The sequence below is a fragment of the Photorhabdus australis DSM 17609 genome (assembly GCF_000711895.1).
Classification (GTDB): Bacteria; Pseudomonadota; Gammaproteobacteria; order Enterobacterales; family Enterobacteriaceae; genus Photorhabdus; species Photorhabdus australis.
On sequence record NZ_JONO01000006.1, the window covers coordinates 48,121 to 67,571 of the forward strand.

The 19,451-nt window shown below is 42.2% G+C and carries 15 protein-coding genes; 13 read left to right on the top strand and 2 right to left on the bottom strand.

Translation table 11 applies throughout. The features are described 5' to 3' along the window. Positions 1-6 precede the first annotated feature (6 nt). From BO26_RS02780 to BO26_RS02810, 7 genes are all read left to right on the top strand, one after another. The gene (locus BO26_RS02780; protein WP_015835506.1) at positions 7-336 is read left to right on the top strand and encodes a YbaB/EbfC family nucleoid-associated protein; all 330 of its coding nucleotides are present in this window, start codon (positions 7-9) and stop codon (positions 334-336) included. Then, the gene (recR, locus tag BO26_RS02785; RefSeq protein WP_036768575.1) at positions 336-941 is read left to right on the top strand and encodes a recombination mediator RecR; all 606 of its coding nucleotides are present in this window, start codon (positions 336-338) and stop codon (positions 939-941) included. The genes BO26_RS02780 and recR overlap by 1 nt, the downstream gene beginning before the upstream one ends. A gap of 383 nt (positions 942-1,324) precedes the next feature. Further along, positions 1,325-3,217: a molecular chaperone HtpG gene (htpG, locus tag BO26_RS02790; protein ID WP_201771240.1), complete on the top strand. Its 1,893-nt coding sequence runs from the start codon at positions 1,325-1,327 to the stop codon at positions 3,215-3,217. 183 nt (positions 3,218-3,400) lie between these two features. Further along, positions 3,401-4,057 carry an adenylate kinase gene (gene adk, locus BO26_RS02795; protein WP_036768578.1) on the top strand — a complete coding sequence of 219 codons (657 nt, stop codon included), beginning with the start codon at positions 3,401-3,403 and terminating at the stop codon, positions 4,055-4,057. Positions 4,058-4,226: 169 nt separating this feature from the next. Then, positions 4,227-5,210 carry a ferrochelatase gene (hemH, locus tag BO26_RS02800; protein ID WP_036768579.1) on the top strand — a complete coding sequence of 328 codons (984 nt, stop codon included), beginning with the start codon at positions 4,227-4,229 and terminating at the stop codon, positions 5,208-5,210. A gap of 175 nt (positions 5,211-5,385) precedes the next feature. Continuing rightward, positions 5,386-6,489 carry an LPS O-antigen length regulator Wzz(fepE) gene (gene wzz(fepE) / locus BO26_RS02805; RefSeq protein WP_036768581.1) on the top strand — a complete coding sequence of 368 codons (1,104 nt, stop codon included), beginning with the start codon at positions 5,386-5,388 and terminating at the stop codon, positions 6,487-6,489. A 100-nt stretch (positions 6,490-6,589) separates the two neighbouring features. Continuing rightward, on the top strand, positions 6,590-7,900 hold the full coding sequence (locus BO26_RS02810) for an inosine/guanosine kinase (protein ID WP_036768582.1): 1,311 nt from the start codon (positions 6,590-6,592) through the stop codon (positions 7,898-7,900). Positions 7,901-8,149: 249 nt separating this feature from the next. Here the strand turns inward: BO26_RS02810 and BO26_RS02815 are convergent, their stop codons facing one another. Further along, positions 8,150-8,638, bottom strand: coding sequence for a DUF2938 domain-containing protein (locus BO26_RS02815; RefSeq protein ID WP_036768584.1), 489 nt, complete (start codon positions 8,636-8,638; stop codon positions 8,150-8,152). A 159-nt stretch (positions 8,639-8,797) separates the two neighbouring features. On the opposite strand from BO26_RS02815, the gene BO26_RS02820 reads away from it, so the two are divergent. After that, positions 8,798-9,469 (top strand): ArsR/SmtB family transcription factor, encoded by a 672-nt coding sequence (locus tag BO26_RS02820; RefSeq protein ID WP_036768585.1) that lies wholly within the window; start codon positions 8,798-8,800, stop codon positions 9,467-9,469. A gap of 84 nt (positions 9,470-9,553) precedes the next feature. Here the strand turns inward: BO26_RS02820 and BO26_RS02825 are convergent, their stop codons facing one another. Then, the gene (locus tag BO26_RS02825; RefSeq protein WP_072023204.1) at positions 9,554-10,984 is read right to left on the bottom strand and encodes an MFS transporter; all 1,431 of its coding nucleotides are present in this window, start codon (positions 10,982-10,984) and stop codon (positions 9,554-9,556) included. 619 nt (positions 10,985-11,603) lie between these two features. Here BO26_RS02825 and BO26_RS02830 point away from each other — a divergent pair. Genes BO26_RS02830 through BO26_RS02850 form a run of 5 tightly spaced genes read left to right on the top strand, consistent with a single transcriptional unit; the run spans position 11,604 to position 19,405 of the window. Beyond that, complete coding sequence (locus BO26_RS02830) at positions 11,604-14,963, top strand: non-ribosomal peptide synthetase (protein WP_036768587.1); 3,360 nt, start codon at positions 11,604-11,606, stop codon at positions 14,961-14,963. 11 nt (positions 14,964-14,974) lie between these two features. Then, positions 14,975-16,606, top strand: a complete 1,632-nt coding sequence (locus tag BO26_RS02835; protein WP_036768589.1) for a GMC family oxidoreductase — start codon at positions 14,975-14,977, stop codon at positions 16,604-16,606. Beyond that, on the top strand, positions 16,606-17,349 hold the full coding sequence (locus BO26_RS02840; RefSeq protein WP_036768590.1) for a thioesterase II family protein: 744 nt from the start codon (positions 16,606-16,608) through the stop codon (positions 17,347-17,349). Before BO26_RS02835 ends, BO26_RS02840 begins: the two co-directional genes overlap by 1 nt. Before the next feature lie 24 nt (positions 17,350-17,373). Further along, the gene (locus BO26_RS02845) at positions 17,374-18,504 is read left to right on the top strand and encodes an acyl-CoA dehydrogenase family protein (RefSeq protein ID WP_036768592.1); all 1,131 of its coding nucleotides are present in this window, start codon (positions 17,374-17,376) and stop codon (positions 18,502-18,504) included. Positions 18,505-18,535: 31 nt separating this feature from the next. After that, positions 18,536-19,405, top strand: coding sequence for a GNAT family N-acetyltransferase (locus tag BO26_RS02850; protein WP_036768594.1), 870 nt, complete (start codon positions 18,536-18,538; stop codon positions 19,403-19,405). Positions 19,406-19,451 lie beyond the last annotated feature (46 nt).

Consider the following 19,451-nt stretch of genomic DNA (forward strand, 5'->3'; position numbering starts at 1 on the left):
AAAACTATGTTTGGTAAAGGTGGTTTGGGCAATTTGATGAAACAGGCCCAGCAAATGCAAGATAAAATGCAAAAGATGCAGGAAGAGATCGCCAATTTGGAAGTGACCGGTGAATCTGGTGCAGGTTTGGTTAAAGTGACTATTAATGGTGCTCATAATTGTCGTCGTGTTGATATCGATCCAAGTCTGATGGAGGACGACAAAGAGATGTTGGAAGATCTCATTGCTGCTGCATTCAATGATGCAGCCCGCCGTATCGAAGAAACTCAGAAAGAGAAAATGGCAAGTGTTTCCAGTGGAATGCAACTGCCACCAGGCTTTAAGATGCCATTCTGATGCAAACCAGTCCTCTCCTTGAATCCTTGATGGAAGCATTGCGCTGTTTGCCAGGAGTTGGCCCTAAATCTGCACAGCGGATGGCTTTTCATTTGTTACAGCGTGATCGCAGCGGTGGAATGCGTTTGGCTCAGGCATTGACAAAAGCGATGTCGGAAATTGGACATTGTCAGTATTGCCGTACTTTTACTGAACAGGAACAGTGTACGATTTGTGCCAACTCACGCCGTCAGCAAAATGGTCAAATTTGTGTGGTTGAAAGTCCCGCGGATATTCATGCTATTGAGCAAACTGGTCAGTTTGCTGGTCGCTACTTTGTGTTGATGGGACATCTATCTCCGCTGGACGGTATTGGCCCGATGGATATTGGGTTGGATCGTCTTGAGGAACGTCTTTCTACTGAAGTGATTTCAGAGGTCATTCTGGCGACCAATCCGACAGTGGAAGGAGAGGCAACTGCTAATTATATTGCAGAGATGTGCGCCCAGTATGAGGTAACTGCAAGCCGTATTGCTCATGGTGTACCGGTTGGTGGTGAACTGGAAATGGTAGATGGCACAACTTTGTCACATTCACTTGCTGGGCGGCAGAAGATTACTTATTAATTTTCTGCTAATGTCTTACGGTTTTATCTGGCTGGAAAAATATTGTTGTGTATCCTGTTATACATCAAACCGTAAAGACTTTAAGGCGCTGCATTTATGCAGCGTATCCTATAACTTGTTTAAATAATTAACTTATTCACTCTATTTCACACTCTTTTGAATAACCTAACTTGAAATTTAGTTTATTTATCCCCATCTGAATTTCATCGTCTGATTTTATCTATACCCAATAGATTTCAAGATGCATCGCGACGGCAAGGGAGCGAATCCCCGGGAGCATAGCTAACGATGTGACCGGGGTGAGTGAGTGCAGCCAACAAAGAGGCAACTTGAAAGATAACAGGTATATCTGAACTGGATTTAGATTGAGGTAACAAATGAGTATGAAAGGTCAGGAAACCCGTGGATTTCAATCTGAAGTAAAACAACTTCTGCAATTAATGATCCATTCACTCTATTCCAATAAAGAGATTTTTCTTCGTGAGCTAATCTCAAACGCTTCTGATGCTGCTGACAAATTACGTTTCCGCGCATTATCTGCCCCGGATCTTTATGAAAACGATGGTGAACTGCGTGTTCGCCTCTCTTTTGATAAAGAAAAGAGAATTATTACGATTAGTGATAATGGTATTGGTATGACCCGTGATGAAGTAATTGATAATCTTGGGACTATTGCTAAATCGGGCACAAAAGCTTTTCTGGAATCTATTGGTTCAGATCAGGCGAAAGATAGCCAGCTAATTGGTCAATTTGGTGTTGGTTTTTACTCTGCGTTTATTGTAGCGGACAAAGTCACTGTGTGTACCCGTGCGGCAGGTGCTTCAACCGATCAAGGCGTATTCTGGGAATCGGTTGGTGAAGGCGACTACACTATCGCTGATATTGAAAAAGAAACTCGCGGTACAGAGATCACTCTTCATTTACGTGAAGGGGAAGATGAATTCCTGAATGACTGGCGTTTGCGTTCTGTTATCAGCAAATATTCTGACCATATTGCTCTGCCAGTTGAAATTGAAACTAAAAATAAAAGTGAAGAAGAAGGCGAAGAAGACACCGTAACCTGGGAGAAGATTAATAAAGCCCAGGCTTTATGGACCCGTAGTAAATCTGAAATTACAGATGAAGAATACAAAGAGTTCTACAAACACATCTCTCATGATTTTGCTGATCCGATGATCTGGAGTCATAATCGTGTAGAAGGTAAACAGGAATATACCAGCATGCTCTATATTCCATCCCAGGCTCCGTGGGATATGTGGAACCGTGAGCATAAGCACGGATTGAAACTGTATGTCCAACGCGTGTTTATCATGGATGATGCAGAACAGTTCATGCCAAACTATTTGCGCTTTGTTCGTGGTCTGATTGATTCCAATGATTTGCCGCTGAATGTTTCTCGAGAAATTCTACAAGACAACTCTATTACCCGTAATTTGCGTAATGCGTTGACCAAACGTGCATTACAGATGCTGGATAAATTGTCAAAAGATGATGCAGAGAAATACCAGCAATTTTGGCAACAGTTTGGCTTGGTGATGAAAGAAGGTCCGGCAGAAGATAACACTAACAAAGAAGCTATTGCTAAATTGCTACGTTTTGCTTCTACCCATAATGATAGCTCTGCCCAGACAATTTCTTTGGAAGAGTATGTTAGTAGAATGACGGAAGGTCAGGATAAAATCTACTACATCACTGCGGACAGTTATGCTGCGGCGAAAAATAGCCCGCACTTGGAATTGTTCCGTAAGAAAGGTATCGAAGTCCTGCTACTGTCAGATCGTATAGATGAATGGATGATGAGCTATCTTACTGAGTTTGATAGTAAGAAATTCCAGTCAGTCAGTAAAGCTGATGAATCTTTGAATAAACTGGCAGATGAAAACAAAGCTGAGCAGGAAGAGGCTGAAAAGCAACTAGAGCCATTTGTTGAACGAGTGAAAACATTACTTGGCGATCGGGTAAAAGAGGTCAAACTAACTTACCGCCTAACTGATACTCCGGCAATTGTGACAACAAATGCGGATGAAATGAGTACACAGATGGCGAAATTGTTTGCTGCGGCTGGTCAGCAGGTACCGGAAGTTAAATACAATTTTGAACTGAATCCTGAGCATCAATTAGTAAAACTAGCGGCTGATATTAGTGATGAAACTCAGTTTGCTGATTGGGTTGAATTACTGTTTGATCAGGCATTATTTGCTGAGCGTGGCACATTAGAAGATCCAAATCAGTTTATCCGTCGTATGAATCAGCTATTACTGTCTGGAAAAGCTTGATTTAGTTATATTCTGGTAACGATTGTAAACCACGCCTTCGGTAGTGAGATGAGGCGTGGTTTATTTTTTGCAAAAAAATATCACGAAATCGTTTACCTGTTTCCTTGAGCGAACCCCATGCCAAATGGTATGGTGATTCGTTTTCTTAAAATATAAAAACTAACTAGCAAGGGGATTTGCGCAATGCGTATTATTCTGCTGGGCGCTCCGGGCGCCGGTAAAGGGACTCAGGCGCAATTTATCATGGAGAAATATGGGATCTCTCAGATTTCTACCGGTGACATGTTACGTACTGCAGTTAAGGCTGGCACAGAATTGGGTTTAAAAGCAAAAGAGCTGATGGATAATGGCAAGCTAGTTACCGATGAACTAGTTATTGCTTTGGTAAAAGAGCGCATCAAACAAGATGATTGCCGCAATGGATTCTTGTTGGATGGGTTCCCTCGAACCATTCCTCAGGCTGATGCAATGAAAGAAGCCGGTATTAAGGTTGATTATGTTCTGGAATTCGATGTACCTGATGAGTTGATTATCGAACGTATCATTGGGCGCCGTGTACATGCACCATCTGGGCGTGTTTATCACATCAAATTTAATCCACCGGCAATGGAAAATAAAGATGATGTTACTGGTGAAGAATTAACAATTCGTAAAGATGATCACGAAGATATCGTGCGTAAGCGTTTGGTTGAATATCATCAACAGACTGCACCTTTGGTTTCTTACTATCAGAAAGAAGCTGAAATAGGTAACACTGAATACTTCAAAATTGATGGTACTCGAAAGGTATCGGCAGTTAGTGAAGAATTGACTAAAATTTTGATTAATCAATCTGAGTGATTCTTAAAAGGCGGCTTTAAGCTGCCTTAATCTTATATTATTTCTTTACTATTTCAGCTAATTAGCTGGTTTTTATTTAGTGTTTTCGTAGATAAACATGATTTTCATCCGTATTTTATTGTGTTAGGGTTCTCACTAATGAAAACAATAAGGAATCGGAATCGGCATAATGAGCAGCAGCGATAGGTATGGCGTTTTATTAGTTAATCTTGGCACTCCTGATCAGCCGACAACTGCGGCTATAAAGCGTTACTTAGCCGAGTTTCTTAGTGATAAAAGAGTTGTAGATGTTTCCAGACTAATTTGGAAGCCAATATTATATGGTGTTATTTTGCCTTTACGTTCCTCACGTGTGGCAAAGTTATATCAGAAAATCTGGACTGATGAAGGTTCTCCTCTGTTAGTATATAGCCGTCGTCAGCAGAAATTATTGGCGGAAAAATTGGTCGATATTCCTATTGAACTAGGAATGAGTTATGGTTCTCCATCTATTGAACAAGCAATTGACAATCTGCTCAGGCAGGATGTTGAACAATTGATTGTTTTACCACTTTATCCCCAGTATTCTTGTTCCACATCTGCGGCTGTATTTGATGGTATCAGTCTGGCATTACAGAAGTACCGTACTATTCCTGGAGTCCACTTTATTCGCAGCTATGCTGATCACCCGGCTTATATTTCTGCACTGAAGGAGACAATTGAGAAGAGTTTTTATGAGCATGGTCAACCGGATAGATTATTGCTTTCCTATCATAGTATTCCGCAACGTTTTGTTGATACTGGTGATATTTATGCCGAGCAATGTAAGTTAACAACACGATTGCTAAAGCAAGCTATTCATTATCCGGCAGAACAAGTCATGATGGCTTATCAGTCGCGTTTTGGTCGAGAACCATGGTTGATGCCATTCATGGATCAGACGATGAAATCATTGCCTGATCAGGGAATAAAACATATTCAGGTACTTTGTCCCGGTTTTTCATCTGATTGTTTGGAAACGCTGGAAGAGATAAAGCAGCAAAATAAGGAGATATTTCTTGATGCGGGTGGAGAGAAATTTGAATATATTCCTGCGCTTAACGACAACAGCGGTCATATTGTGCTGTTTGAAGCATTAGTGAACAGCATTGTCAGAGGTAAAGTTGAGTCGTGATGGAATTAATCTATCATTAGGATGAATTGATTCTTTAGTGGTATATTCTTACGTAAATGCCCATCTATCTGAACTGCTTGCTTTAGGATAAATGAAATTAACCATAAAGGTGCAGTGGGATGATGTTTTGTAGAGCAATGAGTAACACAGCCATATTTGAATTTGGATATAAATAATGATTAATAAACCGGTTAAAAGCACTAACTTCAATGAAGAATACTTTAATTATTACAATTCAAAACAAGACGATGAAATCGATTTGTTTGAGTTATTTTCTGTTTTATTTCAATCAAAGTTATTGATTATTGCTGTTACTATCGTTTTTGCTGTTATTGGTTTTGTAGCGACATCATTGATGCCACAAAAATGGACTAGTTCAGCTTCAGTTATTCAACCTCAACTTGAAGAAATACAGCCACTTAAAAATATCCTGACTACGTTAGAGGTTTTAAATTTACAACCATCGGTAACTTCATCATCGTTGTATCATAATTTTTTGAATAATTTTAATTCACGGGTTTTACGGGAAGAATATCTGATTAATACGGAATATTTTAAAAATCTGGTAGCTAAATCAGATGATCATTCACCACTTGCAAAAAGAAAACTTATTGAAAAAATTGTAAATGATAATATTTCATCTGCTTCAAAAGTGGAAAAAGATAATGACGATGGTGAGGTTAAACTGGCTTTCAGTGCAGAGACTGCTGAAGATGCATATAACCTGCTAAATGGTTACATTAACTATGCATCGTCTATTGTCCGTGACCAAGTGAAAAACGAATTGGGTGATATGGTTAAACAGAAGCTTGCTTACTCTGATGGTTTATATCAGCTTGATTTAAACCGCGTGAGTAATATACAGAGAGCTAATATTGAGCGACTGAAACATGCATTGTCCATTGCTAATTCAGCGGGAATTAAAAAACCTATTTCTAGTGAAGGTGCAATGATCAAAGACGATCCAGATTATTCTATTGCTTTAGGTTCTGATGCATTGCAGAGGAAGTTAAAAATTACGGAAGAAATTAAAGATCCAGCCTCAGTTGATGCTGATTTACGTAACCGTATGTTCTATATACATGAACTTAAATCACTTAAAATAGATAAAGTTGATTTCCAACCGTTCAGATATATGCAGGCTCCTTATGAACCAACAGCGAAGGATTCGCCTAAGCGCTTACTTATCTTAGTAGGTAGTGCCTTTATCGGACTGATCCTGTCTGTAATTTTCGTTATGATTCGTCACATGGTGCGCAGTCGTCAACAAGTGGCTTAAATGTTCTCTGGCAGCAAGTGTCATTGTGACACTTGCTGCTTGTCTGTTTTTATTATGCTAATATGCTGCATCTTTATGTCCCTCATAGCATCAATCAAATATGAAATTCCCTGGTAAACGTAAATCAAAACACTATTTTCCTGTCAGCCTGCGTGATCCCTTACTCCAGCCAATTAAAGACATGATGGATAGTGAGAATAATCGGGCTTATATCGTTGGTATCGATCAGACATTAGTGGATATTGAAGCGAAAGTAGACGAAGATTTTATCCGGCGTTATAACCTTAGCCAGGGGCACTCATTGGTTATTGAAGATGATGTAGCTGAAACCTTGTATAAAGAACTTACTGATAATAATCTTATTAGCCATGAATTTGCTGGTGGAACTATCGGTAATACCCTCCATAATTACTCAGTTCTTGCTGATGATCGCTCCGTTTTACTGGGAGCTATGTGTAACAATATTCAGATTGGCAGCTATGCTTATCGCTATTTATGTAATACCTCTAGCCGTACTGATCTAAATTATTTGCAAGGTGTAGATGGAGCAATTGGCCGTTGTTTTACTTTGGTAACAGAAAATGGTGAACGGACTTTTGCCATCAGTCCCGGACAAATGAATCAACTTAAGCCTGAGAGTATTCCTGAACAGATTATTGCTGAAGCTTCAGCTTTGGTATTGACCGCTTATTTGGTTCGTTGCAGACCAGGAGAGCCGATGCCTGAGGCAACAATGAAAGCTATTGAATATGCGAAAAAACATAGTGTTCCTGTCGTTTTGACTTTGGGGACAAAGTATGTGATTGCTGATGATCCACAATGGTGGCGTGATTTTCTGGCTGAGAATATTTCTGTTCTGGCAATGAATGAAGATGAAGCTTATGAGCTTACTGGTTTCAGTGATCCGTTACTGGCTTCAGATATGGCATTAAATTGGGTAGATTTAGTTTTGTGTACTGCTGGCCCAGCTGGATTATATATGGCAGGTTATACCGAAGAAGATTATAAGCGTCAGACAACTCATCCATTGTTACCGGGTGCGATTGCTGAATTTAACCGTTATGAATTTAGCCGTGCTATGCGTAAATCTGATTGTCAGTCTCCTATGAAGGTTTATTCTCATATTGAACCTTATATGGGGGGACCAGAAAAAATTATGAATACCAATGGTGCAGGTGATGGTGCTCTATCTGCTTTATTGCATGATATAACGGCTAACAATTATCACAGAACGAATGTGCCGAATTCCAGTAAGCATGTTCGTACTTACTTGACATATTCATCTCTTGCTCAAGTTTGTAAATATTCAAACAGGGTCAGTTATCAGGTATTGAGTCAGCATTCTCCACGATTAAGTCGTGGTTTGCCGGAAAAAGAAGATAGCCTGGAAGAGTCTTACTGGGAAAGATAATTTAATAATATTAGCGAAATCTGCTATAAATCCTGGCCCTATGTCCGATAGGGCCAGGAGCATTTTCTTACAAGAAATTTGTTGGCACGAACACCTCGGTGGATTCAGCACCGAGGTCTTTAAGCAGGTTTATTTGTGAACACTGGACACGTTCACTTCTGGGGACTGCCCAGTATAAGAAGACTTTTCTAGCACCAATATGATAGTGAGCTCGCTCCTATGTTGATCTGGTTTAATCGATAAGTTTACTTATGTGAAAAATTCATTAATAATCAATGAACTAAGGTAAATCCCTACCCCAAAACTAGTGTGTGCGACCAAACTGCGCAGACGGGCTACATTAGGCTGTGGTGTTTTAGCCGCAGCAAATCCAAACCCAAATCCAGGCTGCATCAGAAAAAATGGGGCGATTGTGCTAATGATCCCCATGGCCAGGGCAGGTAAAAGGGTCGGATTTTCCAGCCAGGATTGACCTATTATGATAATAAATAGTAGGGAAAAAAATACGCCAATAATATAGTGCGCTGTCCAGCCGAGGACTTTTTCACCTCTGATTGGGGTTGCTTGAATAATGGTATGGTGAACAAATTTGCCGCCCGGCATGTGTCCAAGCCAGCGTCCAACCAGTTGATAATTAAGGGAGGGAATATTGAATAGGCGTTTTTGTACTATTGCCCAAAGATCCATAATCAAGGTAGCACCGATTCCTATTATCACTGCGTGCAGTAGTATATCCATTTGACACTTCCAGGTAATTGAAAGAAATATAGAACATGCTTTGTAATAAACTAGGTTGAAAAATAGCAGAAAAAAATGACCACACGCTGGGTAGCTCGAGCAACCTTTGATATGATCATGTTCAACTATTATATTGAATGATGGAGCAATGAAAACAGTATGTCAATATTCAATGATAATGCTCAACGACAGCTCTTTGACGAGTTGGCGGAGGTAGCCCGAATTCTGGGAAATACGCACCGTCTGATGCTATTGGAACATATTGCTCAGGGAGAAAGGCCGGTAGAACGGCTGGCAGAGCTAACTGGACTGACAATAGCTAATTCGTCACAACATCTTCAGCATCTTAAGCGAGCAGGTTTTGTGCAGTCACGTCGGGAAGGTAAGAACGTTTACTATCGTTTGAGTAACGGTCCGGTACAAAATCTACTGGTGGCGCTCCATCAGTATGTTGAATATAGGAATAGTGAGATAGCAGCATTTATCGCCGATACGTTTAACCGACAAGAGCATTTGGAGTCGATTTCACGTGAAGAATTGTTTCAAAGACTTAATCTGGGGGATGTTACCTTACTGGATGTTCGTCCTACGGAAGAGTTCGTTTCTGGGCATCTTCCTGGGGCTATCAATATTCCAGCTGAAGAACTTGAGGGGCGTTTGTCAGAACTGCCTAAAGAGCAAGAAATTGTGGCTTATTGCCGCGGACCATATTGTGTACTTTCCCTTAATGCAATGAAGATGCTGCGATCAAAGGGGTTTCTTGCGCGTCGTTTGGAAGAGGGATTTCCAGCCTGGAAAGCAGCTGGGTTCGAGGTACAGAATGACAGGTAGGTAGCTTTTCACGTTTACCCGCCTGTCATGGCACTGAATCCTGGTGTACAGGATTCAGTGATTGGAAAGGTTAGTTTTATTGTTTCATTTTCTTAGGTAAAACAGTGCGCCAAGAGCGGCTAGTAAATAAGCCCCACCGGCGGTACCAAATGCCCAGGCATATCCATTGATAACATCGACTCTGCTAGCTGCAACGGCCATTAATGTTGCCAGTCCCACTGTTGGTCCTAACTCCATTGAGGTATTCATCACACCGCCTGCAAGCCCTGCCTGTCTTAAGGGAACATTAGCCGTAGAAAGTACGGCGCTGCCGGAAAACACCAAGGATGCGCCAGCAGGCAGTATAAACAGTCCAGGAAGCAAGCCCATCGTATAGGTGGTTTTGTCATCGATCATTGCCAGTAAAAATAGCCCGGCGGCACCAATCAGTAAGCCAGCTATTGTGATATGAAATGCACCATAGCGCATTACCAGAGGTCCTGCGGCGCGATTTATGATTAGAAGACCGAGAGTGTAGGGAATAAAAGCCATAGAAGTGGCGAATGATGACCAGCCGCGGAATTGTTGTAGATACAGAGAAAGTAAAAATGTGATCAATCCCATTCCAGCCGCAGCCATCAGAATACCTACCAGGCCGGTAATACGCATAGGGTCGCGGATAAAGTTTAAGGGTAACAGAGGAGAAGTTGCCCGTTTTTCAGCAATCAAGAAGGAAATAATCAATAGAACACCGACGATTACTGGTACCGATACCTGCGGTGTTAGCCAGGAATATTCTCCACTCATAATAAGGCCGAAGCTGAATATTGAAATACCGCTGGTTGCCAGTAACGCGCCCAATAAATCCAGATCTGGTGAATCGGTACTGTTGAGTGATGTAGGCTTCATCATTTTACGAACCAGTATTAGGCCGATGAAAGCAACTAAAACTGGAACGATAAACATCCAGCGCCAGGATAGCCATGTGGTGATCACACCGGAAGATAGAAACCCGATGGCACCGCCCAGAACGGATACTCCCCCCCAGGTTGCCATTGCTTGGTTGAACTGATTGGGGGCGTGGTAAAGTTGGCGTAATAGCGCCATCAACGCTGGAGCGGTGAGAGCAGCGCCAATACCTTGGATAAAACGGATAGTAACTAATGCCCAGTAAGTTGGGGCAAACATACCGGCCAGAGACGCAAGGCCAAATATTAGCAGACCAAGGGTGAACATTTTTCTGCCGCTATAACGGTCAGTCAGTCGTCCTCCAAACAACAATAGGCCACTGAAGGGAAGACCATAGGCGGCGCTAACCAATACCAATTCAGCTTGAAATAACTTGAACTCAAGACCAATAGCGGGCATGGGCACGCCGATCATCACGATCGTAAAAATCAATGTTGCTTGTATTACGGCAAGGATAGTAAATACTCGGGAGCTGTTGGTTGATATTTGGTCGTTGATTGTCGATTGAACGTCGATTTTTTCAAGTTCGGTCAATTTTTTGCTCTTTATCACGATACCTTCACTCATTTCCGCTTCCTATGTCATTCAATTGAATAATTGAATGATATTCCCGTTGTTTTTACTTTGTCAAGATGAATAACTAAGTGGAATGATTTACATTATTTTTTGTGGGTTTTCATTACAATAAGTACTACGTAGATCAAGCTATATATTGGGAATCATATTGATAATAGAATTTAATTAGTTATTGTGAATCATTCTGCTGGTTATATCTTCATTAGCGATAGGGATATATGGTTGTATTATTTAATTAATTTTGATGAAAAACCTTATATTCATGCTTTAAACGAGAGGTTATTATTATTGCATGAGATTGCTGACTTTCTATACCCAATAGATTTCAGGATGGATCGCGACGGCAAGGGAGCGAATCCCCGGGAGCATAGATAACGATGTGACCGGGGTGAGTGAGAGCAGCCAACAAAGAGGCAACTTGAAAGATAACAGGTATATATTAATTAGCCATGGAGTTAACTTGGTGATTGTTTTACTTAACTTAAAGTATCTTTAATACAAATCTTCCTTTAAAAATTACGGTTCTGGTTTTTTGTTCTGCTCAATGTGTGGCTATTTTTCACATTATTGAATTTTTAGTGATTACTTAATATTTTCACAGGGGTCCATTATGTATATAGTGCAGAAATCTGCAGATAAAATTGGTTTAAATAATTTAGTGATAGAAGAGAGTTATATTACTGAGCATACTGAAAATGCGACTAGTCAATATGCTATAAAAATACATGATCTTCTCAATGGGAAATTACCTGTTGATGATTTACTGCCTTTTAATATAGAGGATAAAAGAGAAGTATCTGAGCCATTTTCACTTACTGACATCCAATATGCTTATCTGATTGGTCGTAATGCCGGTATGACTTTGGGGGGGATTGCAACCCACTACTATTTTGAAACTGAAATATTTAACCCTGATCTGCAAAAGCTCGATGAAGCATTGAATCAGACAATTGCTTTTCATCCTATGCTTAGCGCTGAGCTGACTGACAGTGGCAGACAAAGGGTGTCGCTTACCCCTAAACGTTATGAGATCGCCATAACTGACTGTGCTTCAATGAATGAGAAGGCACAGCAAGATTTTATTAAACAGACGCGAAATGAAATGGAAACTCATCTTCGTTCTTTAGAAACGTCTCCTCCGTTCGATATTAGAGCTACATTATTAAATAATAATGTGGTTCGTTTGCATCTGTGTTTTGAATTGATGTTTCTTGATCTGCATAGCGTAAAAATATTGATGAAAGATTGGTGGGGGTTTTATAAAAATGCCAAAGCATTAAATGAATTACCTGAGTTTGGTTTTGCTGATTATATCTATGCGGAAAAAAAACTCATGCATAGCGAACAGGGCATTAGAGATAAAGACTATTGGATTAGAAAATTAGATAATATGCCTGCTGCGCCAGAATTACCGCTTCAGCAGTCACCGGAGTTCATTAAGAAACCGATATTCAAAACGATTTCTCATAAAATCACTTTTGAATTGTTGAGTAAACTCCGCCAGATCGCTACAGCGCAAGGCATTACTATGGAAACGCTGTTTCTAGGGGCTTATGTAGAAACGTTACGGCAGTGGTCACGTCATCAGACTTTTACTTTGACATTAACTCAACATATCCGACGCCCACATTTTTCCCTTGTTCAATCGTGTGTTGGGAATTTTCTGCAGTCAAGTTTGCTCTGTGTTGACGACAACAAATCGGATTCTTTTATCAATCGGCTGACTATGCTGCAAACAGAGCTGTTCATGAATCGATGGCACTCTTCGTTTAACGGTATCCAGGTGCTGAGAGAACTGAATCGTCGTGGTAGCAATGGACGCGCACTTTCCATGCCGATTGTGTTTAGTAATACGCTTGATGTCGAGCTGCGAGATATTGTCACCGATTATACCTGGGAGGGTACTGCACCGGTGATTTACAGTAGTACACAGACGCCAGGGGTTTGGCTTGAGAATCAGCTATTGAATGTCAACGGCAACTTAGTCATGAACTGGAATTATGTTGATGGCTTGTTCCCACAAGGCATGCTGGAAATGATGTTTGATGCTTCTGTAACGCTTTTGGAGCAGTGTGCTGATAACCCGGAAATCTGGGACCAAAAAGGCTCGATGGTTGTTCTGTCACCACATGATTTATGGGAAAGGCAAGTAGCGAACGCTACTGCGAATGATGCTCCACCAGAGTTATTGCAAAATCTTATCCTGAATAGTGCACGTCAATTCCCGCACAAAACGGCAATTATCCAGGGGGAACGTCAGGTTAGCTATGGTGAGCTAGTCACTAGCGCTAATAACGTGGCTGATCGACTGAGAGCGTCTGTGTCGATTAAACCCGGCGACATTATCGCTGTCTCACTTCCGCAGGGACCGGAAATGATTGCTGCGATTCTGGGGGTATTAATCGCCGGAGCTGCTTACGTTTCTATCGATCCGACGTTGCCGAGGCAGCGTAAATCGCGATTGATAGAACGCTGTTCAGCCAAGGCGATGGTTACTCATGCTTGTGCTGATGAGTCAGATTGGCTGGTGAGAATCAATGTGGATATTGATAGCCGCGCCCCTGTGAGATTTCCTGAACCGGTCGCGTTTCAAACGTTGGATGATCTGGCTTATGTAATCTTTACCTCTGGCTCCACAGGTGAACCGAAGGGAGTGATGATTACCCACCGTAATGCGTCTAATACAGTTTTGGATATTAATCGTCGTTTTGGTGTAAGCGAAGATGACGGGGTTTTTTCCATTGCGCCAGCAGGTTTTGATCTTTCCGTTTATGACTATTTTGGCGTATTGGGTACAGGTGGCAAGATACTGTTTCCTTCAGAAGAGGAAGTTAACGATCCTAAAGCCTGGGCCAGACAAATAATTAAACACCAAATAACGCTCTGGAACAGTGTGCCGGCGCCGGTCAAGGCACTGATTGAACATGCTGGGCCTCAACTCTCCACCAGCGCCTTGCGTTTGGTTTTGATGAGTGGCGACTGGATACCCGTTAATTTGCCGGACCAGATCAAAGCAGCAATAGACGGTATTGAGGTGGTGAGTCTTGGTGGGGCAACCGAAGGTTCGATTTGGTCAATTTTTTATCCCATCCAGGAGGTTGATGCGAATTGGAAAAGTATTCCCTATGGCAAACCGCTCGCTAACCAGAGATTCCACGTACTCAATAACTGGCTTGAACCTTGCCCTAAATGGGTAACTGGTGAACTTTTTATTGCCGGAGAGGGTGTTGCACAAGGCTATCTCTGCGACGAGGAAAAAACCCGCGAGCGTTTTATTATCCATCCTGTCACTGGTGAACGGTTGTATAAAACGGGTGATTTAGGACGCTATATTGATCAGGGATTAATTGAAATTCTTGGGAGGGAAGATAGCCAGATAAAAATTAACGGATATCGTATTGAACTGGGAGAAATTGAAGCCTGTTTGCTATCACATCAACAGGCTAACCATGTGGTAATCAATGCGGCAATCCATCCGAAAACTGGCCAGAAGCAGTTGGCTGCGTATATCGTTGCAGCAAAAGGAAGTAACGATAGCGATAACGGGTTATTAGAGAATGAATTGCGGGGGATTGCTCAAGACAATCTTCCTTCCTACATGGTACCTACCTGGTTTGTATTACTGGATAGCATGCCACTGACCACCAACGGAAAAATTGATCGTAAAGCTTTACCAAATCCTTGGGGTGAAGCGGTAGCCGAAAAAAGTAAAAGTTTACCGTCCAATGATATTGAATCCCGTTTATTCGATGTCTGGCATAAGCAATTGAAACATAACGATTTTGATGTCAATGACGGCTTTTTTGATATCGGTGGAGATTCATTACATGCAGTTGGTATTCTCAGTGCTGTGCGTGAATCCTTTAATGTCAGCCCGACAAGCGAGCAGGACATGATTGAAAGTTTATTTATGAATGCTTCTGTTCGTGATTTTTCAAAGATTCTTGCCACTGTGTCGGATAATGGTTAGGAGCAGCATGTATGAGTAATCATTCTACTGCAGCCCATACGCCTATTCAGTTTGATTTTATCGTCGTAGGGGGTGGAACATCCGGTTGCGTTATGGCATCGCGTCTTTCAGAGAACGGTAAATATTCGGTCATGCTGATTGAAGCTGGACAGGATTCCGATGTGGGCTGGCCTGACAGCCCATTGTTGGATGCTTCGCGGTTGGTTCTGGCAGGATATAATTGGCAGTACGAAGCAAATGTTCATGGTGCAGACAGATTCTCACGATTTGTTCAGGCTGATGATATCTCTCCCGTAGGGAGAGATAGACGTAAACAATTCGGTTACAGCTTAGGGAAAGTGATGGGGGGATCGTCGGCCATTAATGGCGCCGTTGCATTAAGAGCTTTTCCCAGTGACTTCGAATGTTGGGTAAAAATGGGCTGTGAGAAATGGTCGTGGCAGGATGTTTTGCCGTGGTACAAATTTCTTGAAAATGATTGTGATCGACAGAACCCTTCATTGCATGGTCACAATGGTCCGTTGAGATTGCGTAGGCCGGGTGATGCTGAAATTCTGCCTTTAGAAAAGGCTTTTTCTGTGGCGTGCCAAGATCACGGCATTCCTTTTGTGGATGATCTGAATGAAGGAGAGGGGCCTGCGGTTGGCGCTGTTCCAGCCAATGTGGTGCAGGGTGCGGAACGGTTTGATCTTTATCGAGCCTACCTTTCCACTGCCCGGGAGCGGAAAAACTTACATATTCTCACCAATGTGATGGTTGAAAGAGTGCTGTTTTCCGCCAGCAGGGCGACAGGTGTCGAAGTGATTGAAAATGGGGAACAGACAACTTATCAGGCTGAACAGGTCGTGCTCTGTGCTGGGGCTGTGGGATCAGCTGCTATATTGCAACGTTCTGGCGTCGGAGATGGAAGATTGTTGCATAAGCTGGATATCCCAGTAGTTGCTGATCTTCCTGCTGTTGGTAAGAGCTTGTCTGATCATGCCTCTGTTGTGTTATGGGCATTACCGAGAATAGAAAACAGCATTACAGAAACGCCGTGGCGTCAAACCGCTGCGCGTCTCAGTAGTGGCTATGATGCACAGATTGATGTGCAGCTGGGGTTGATGAACAACGTCGCCAGCCGGACGGTTCCAGGCTTTCAGAATCGTACTGACTACCCACGTTTGGTCGGTGCTTCGGTAATGCTAATGCGTCCAAACGCAAAAGGACGGGTATTTATTCAATCCAAGAGCAGTCAACAGCTACCCTTGATTGACCTTCCTTTATCAAAAGATCCTGAAGACATTGCTCGTTTGGTCGGTGGTGTACGGAAGATGTGGCAACTGATAAATCATCCTGAGGTAGTCAGCTATCTGGATGGTATCCAGTTCTGGTCAAATGCGATGATAAACAACGATGATGTTATGTATAACGCTGTCAAAAATCTGGTTAGCCCCGGTTGGCACGCATCTGGCACTATTCGCATGGGAAGTGAAAATGACCCGGATACAGCCGCAGACGAAAAGGGAAACCTTCATGGGTTAAGCCATATCACCGTGGCGGATGCCTCACTTTTCCCGGTGATCCCTTCTTTACCCACTAACCTGACCACCGTGATGGTGGCGGAGCGCATAGCTTCCTTTTTACTAGAGAGAAATGTGTGATGACAACAATGCCTAAACGAATTATTTATGCTTTTCCACATGCAGGGGCCAGTGCTAGCGTTTATCGAGGTTGGGAAGATCGTCTGAAGGAAGATGGTGAGCTTCTGTTCAAACCGATTGAAATACCTGGACGCGATTCTTTAAGCAGGGAAAAGGTTATTGATGATCTTCATCAACTGTCGGAGCGGATCTGTGAGGAAATTTGCGCGGATTTTGCTCATAGGCAGAAAAGTGGAGTCACTGAATGGGCAACGTTTGGCCATAGCTTTGGCGGAGTATTGAGTTTTATCGTCAGCGCTACTCTGGCGGATAAATATGATATGCGGCCTCTGTTTTCTGTGATTTCAGGCTCCATAGCGCCAAGTGTGCAACCGAATGATGACCGGCATTTGTGGACGGATGAGCAGATCATTTCCAAAATGCGAGCAGATAACGGAACGCCAGAGGCTATTCTTAATGAACCTTCTTTTGCACGTCGGCTTGTTACTCAGCTTCGGACAGATTATATCCTGCGACGTCAGTTCCTGGCATTTTCTGACAGAAAGGTAAAACACCCTTTGATCATGGTTTCGGCGGATAACGACGAGCACGTCAGCGACGAAATGCAACTGGAGTGGCAAAACCATACTACTTCAACTACTCGATTAATATCTATTGTGGGGGGCCATTTTGCTGTCTATAGCCATTTTGACGAGATGAAGGCCCTTTTTCTCCAAACCCGTGATGAATACAAGTGTCATTAATGGTGGAGTCTGCCAGAGGAAAAAATGGAAAATAATGATTTAGCGCTGTTCCGGCAATCCTGCCGTGATTTTTTGCAACGTGAAGCAAAACCCTATCTGACAGAATGGGAAAAAAACGGGCTGATTAGCCGGGACTTTTGGCGTCATGCAGGTAAAGCAGGTTTATTGGGGTTGGGAGTTGCTAGAAAATTTGGTGGCGCACAGCAACCTGACTTTCATTATGCTTCTGTACTGACAGAGGAATTAATCCGTGCCGAGATGACGGCTCCGGTAATTATCTCTCATAATGATGTGATTGCCAGCTATATAGATAGCCATGGAACAGATGATCAGCGTGATCGTTGGTTACCAAAGCTGTGTAGTGGTGAGCTTATTGCAGCGATTGCGGTCACGGAACCTAATGGAGGATCTGACTCGGCAGATCTTGAAACTATAGCGGTAAAACAAGGGCAGCATTATGTTGTCAATGGCCATAAACGTTATATCACCAACGGTATCAATGCCGATCTTATTTTAACAGCGGTTAAGACTTCTGAAGCCCAACGGGGGCAGGGTATCAGTTTGATTATTATTGAGCGCGGTACAGCTGGTTTTGAACGTGGTCCGTTACTGAAAAAAATTGGCTGGCATGCTAGTGATACCGCTGATCTCTATTTTTCCGATTGCCACGTACCTTGTGAAAACCTCATTGGCCGTGAAAATATGGGGAATTTATATTTTATGGGCGGTATGCCACGTGAAAGGTTAAGTATTGCTACTGTGGCTGTTTCTACAGCAGAGTATTTGCTGGAAAAAACATTGGAGTGGGCAAAAAGCCGTAAAGCCTTTGGGCAACCAGTGGGATCATTTCAATATAATAGGTTTGATTTAGCTGAATTAGATACGGAAGTGAAGATCGCCAGACTTTATTTGAATGATGCCATAACTAAATTTAATCAAAAAAGTCTCAATATTATTGATGCTGCCAGAATTAAATTGTGGACCACTGAATTGCAAATAAAAGTAGCGGATCGTTGCCTGCAACTTCATGGTGGTGCAGGATATATGAGTGACTCCTTTATTGGAAAATCCTGGGCAAATAGTCGTGTACAAACTATTTATGGTGGTACCAGCGAAATTCTTAAAGAGTTTATTAGTAAATCGATGGGTTTGTGAGTATTACGTTTTAATCTGACCGCGAGAAAATATGAATACGATAAGTGAACTATCTGAAAATAATTTTCAGGTAAAGATTGCTACACCTGAAATATGGTTGCCTGCCATCGATATGGCCCGCCGGGAGTGTTGGGATTTGGGGAGGGAAGATGTCCAAAGATTTTTTAATGTTGATGCAGACGGCTTCTATATCGGCTATTTGAATGGACAACCTGTGTCATCGGTGTCTGTGGTGAATTACGCTCAAAATTACTCGCATCTCGGTCATTATATTGTTAACTCTGCTTTTCGTGGCAAAGGGCTGGGGCTTAATACATGGCGTGTGGCGATTGAACATGCTGAAGGGCGTTGTATTGGGTTGGATGGTATGCCGGCCCAGGAGAAAAATTATCAAAAATGGGGTTTTGTAACGCATTATCAGACGTTGAGAGTTTTGGGAACAGCCAGTAAACAAATGATCAATTTCCAGAATATTGAAACAGTGAATCAAGAAAATATTTTGGCGGTGGTAGAGTATGACTCTCGTTTTATGGGCTATTCACGCCTGAATTTACTCTCGACTTGGTTTTTTGGCGACGGTAGAAAAGGTTTTATTATTACCGGACAAAACGGCATCGAGGGTTTAATTGGTTTGCGACCTTCCGATGAGGGGTATCGTATCGGACCTTTTTATGCTGGAAATAAACAGGACATGAGAATTCTGATGTCAGTGGCGCTGAATGAAATACATGAGAATACGAAAGTAACATTAGATATTCCTGAATATGCTCATGATGCAATAGCTCTTGTCAATTCCTTAGGATTTAAACCACTTTTTTATACGTGCAGGATGTATCGCGGGGATCCGCCTGTTCATTATCATCCAGAGATTAATGCATTGGCTTCTCTGGAATTGGGCTAAACAACATTAATTCATTTGAATCGTAGCTGATTAAGCTTAATGGAGA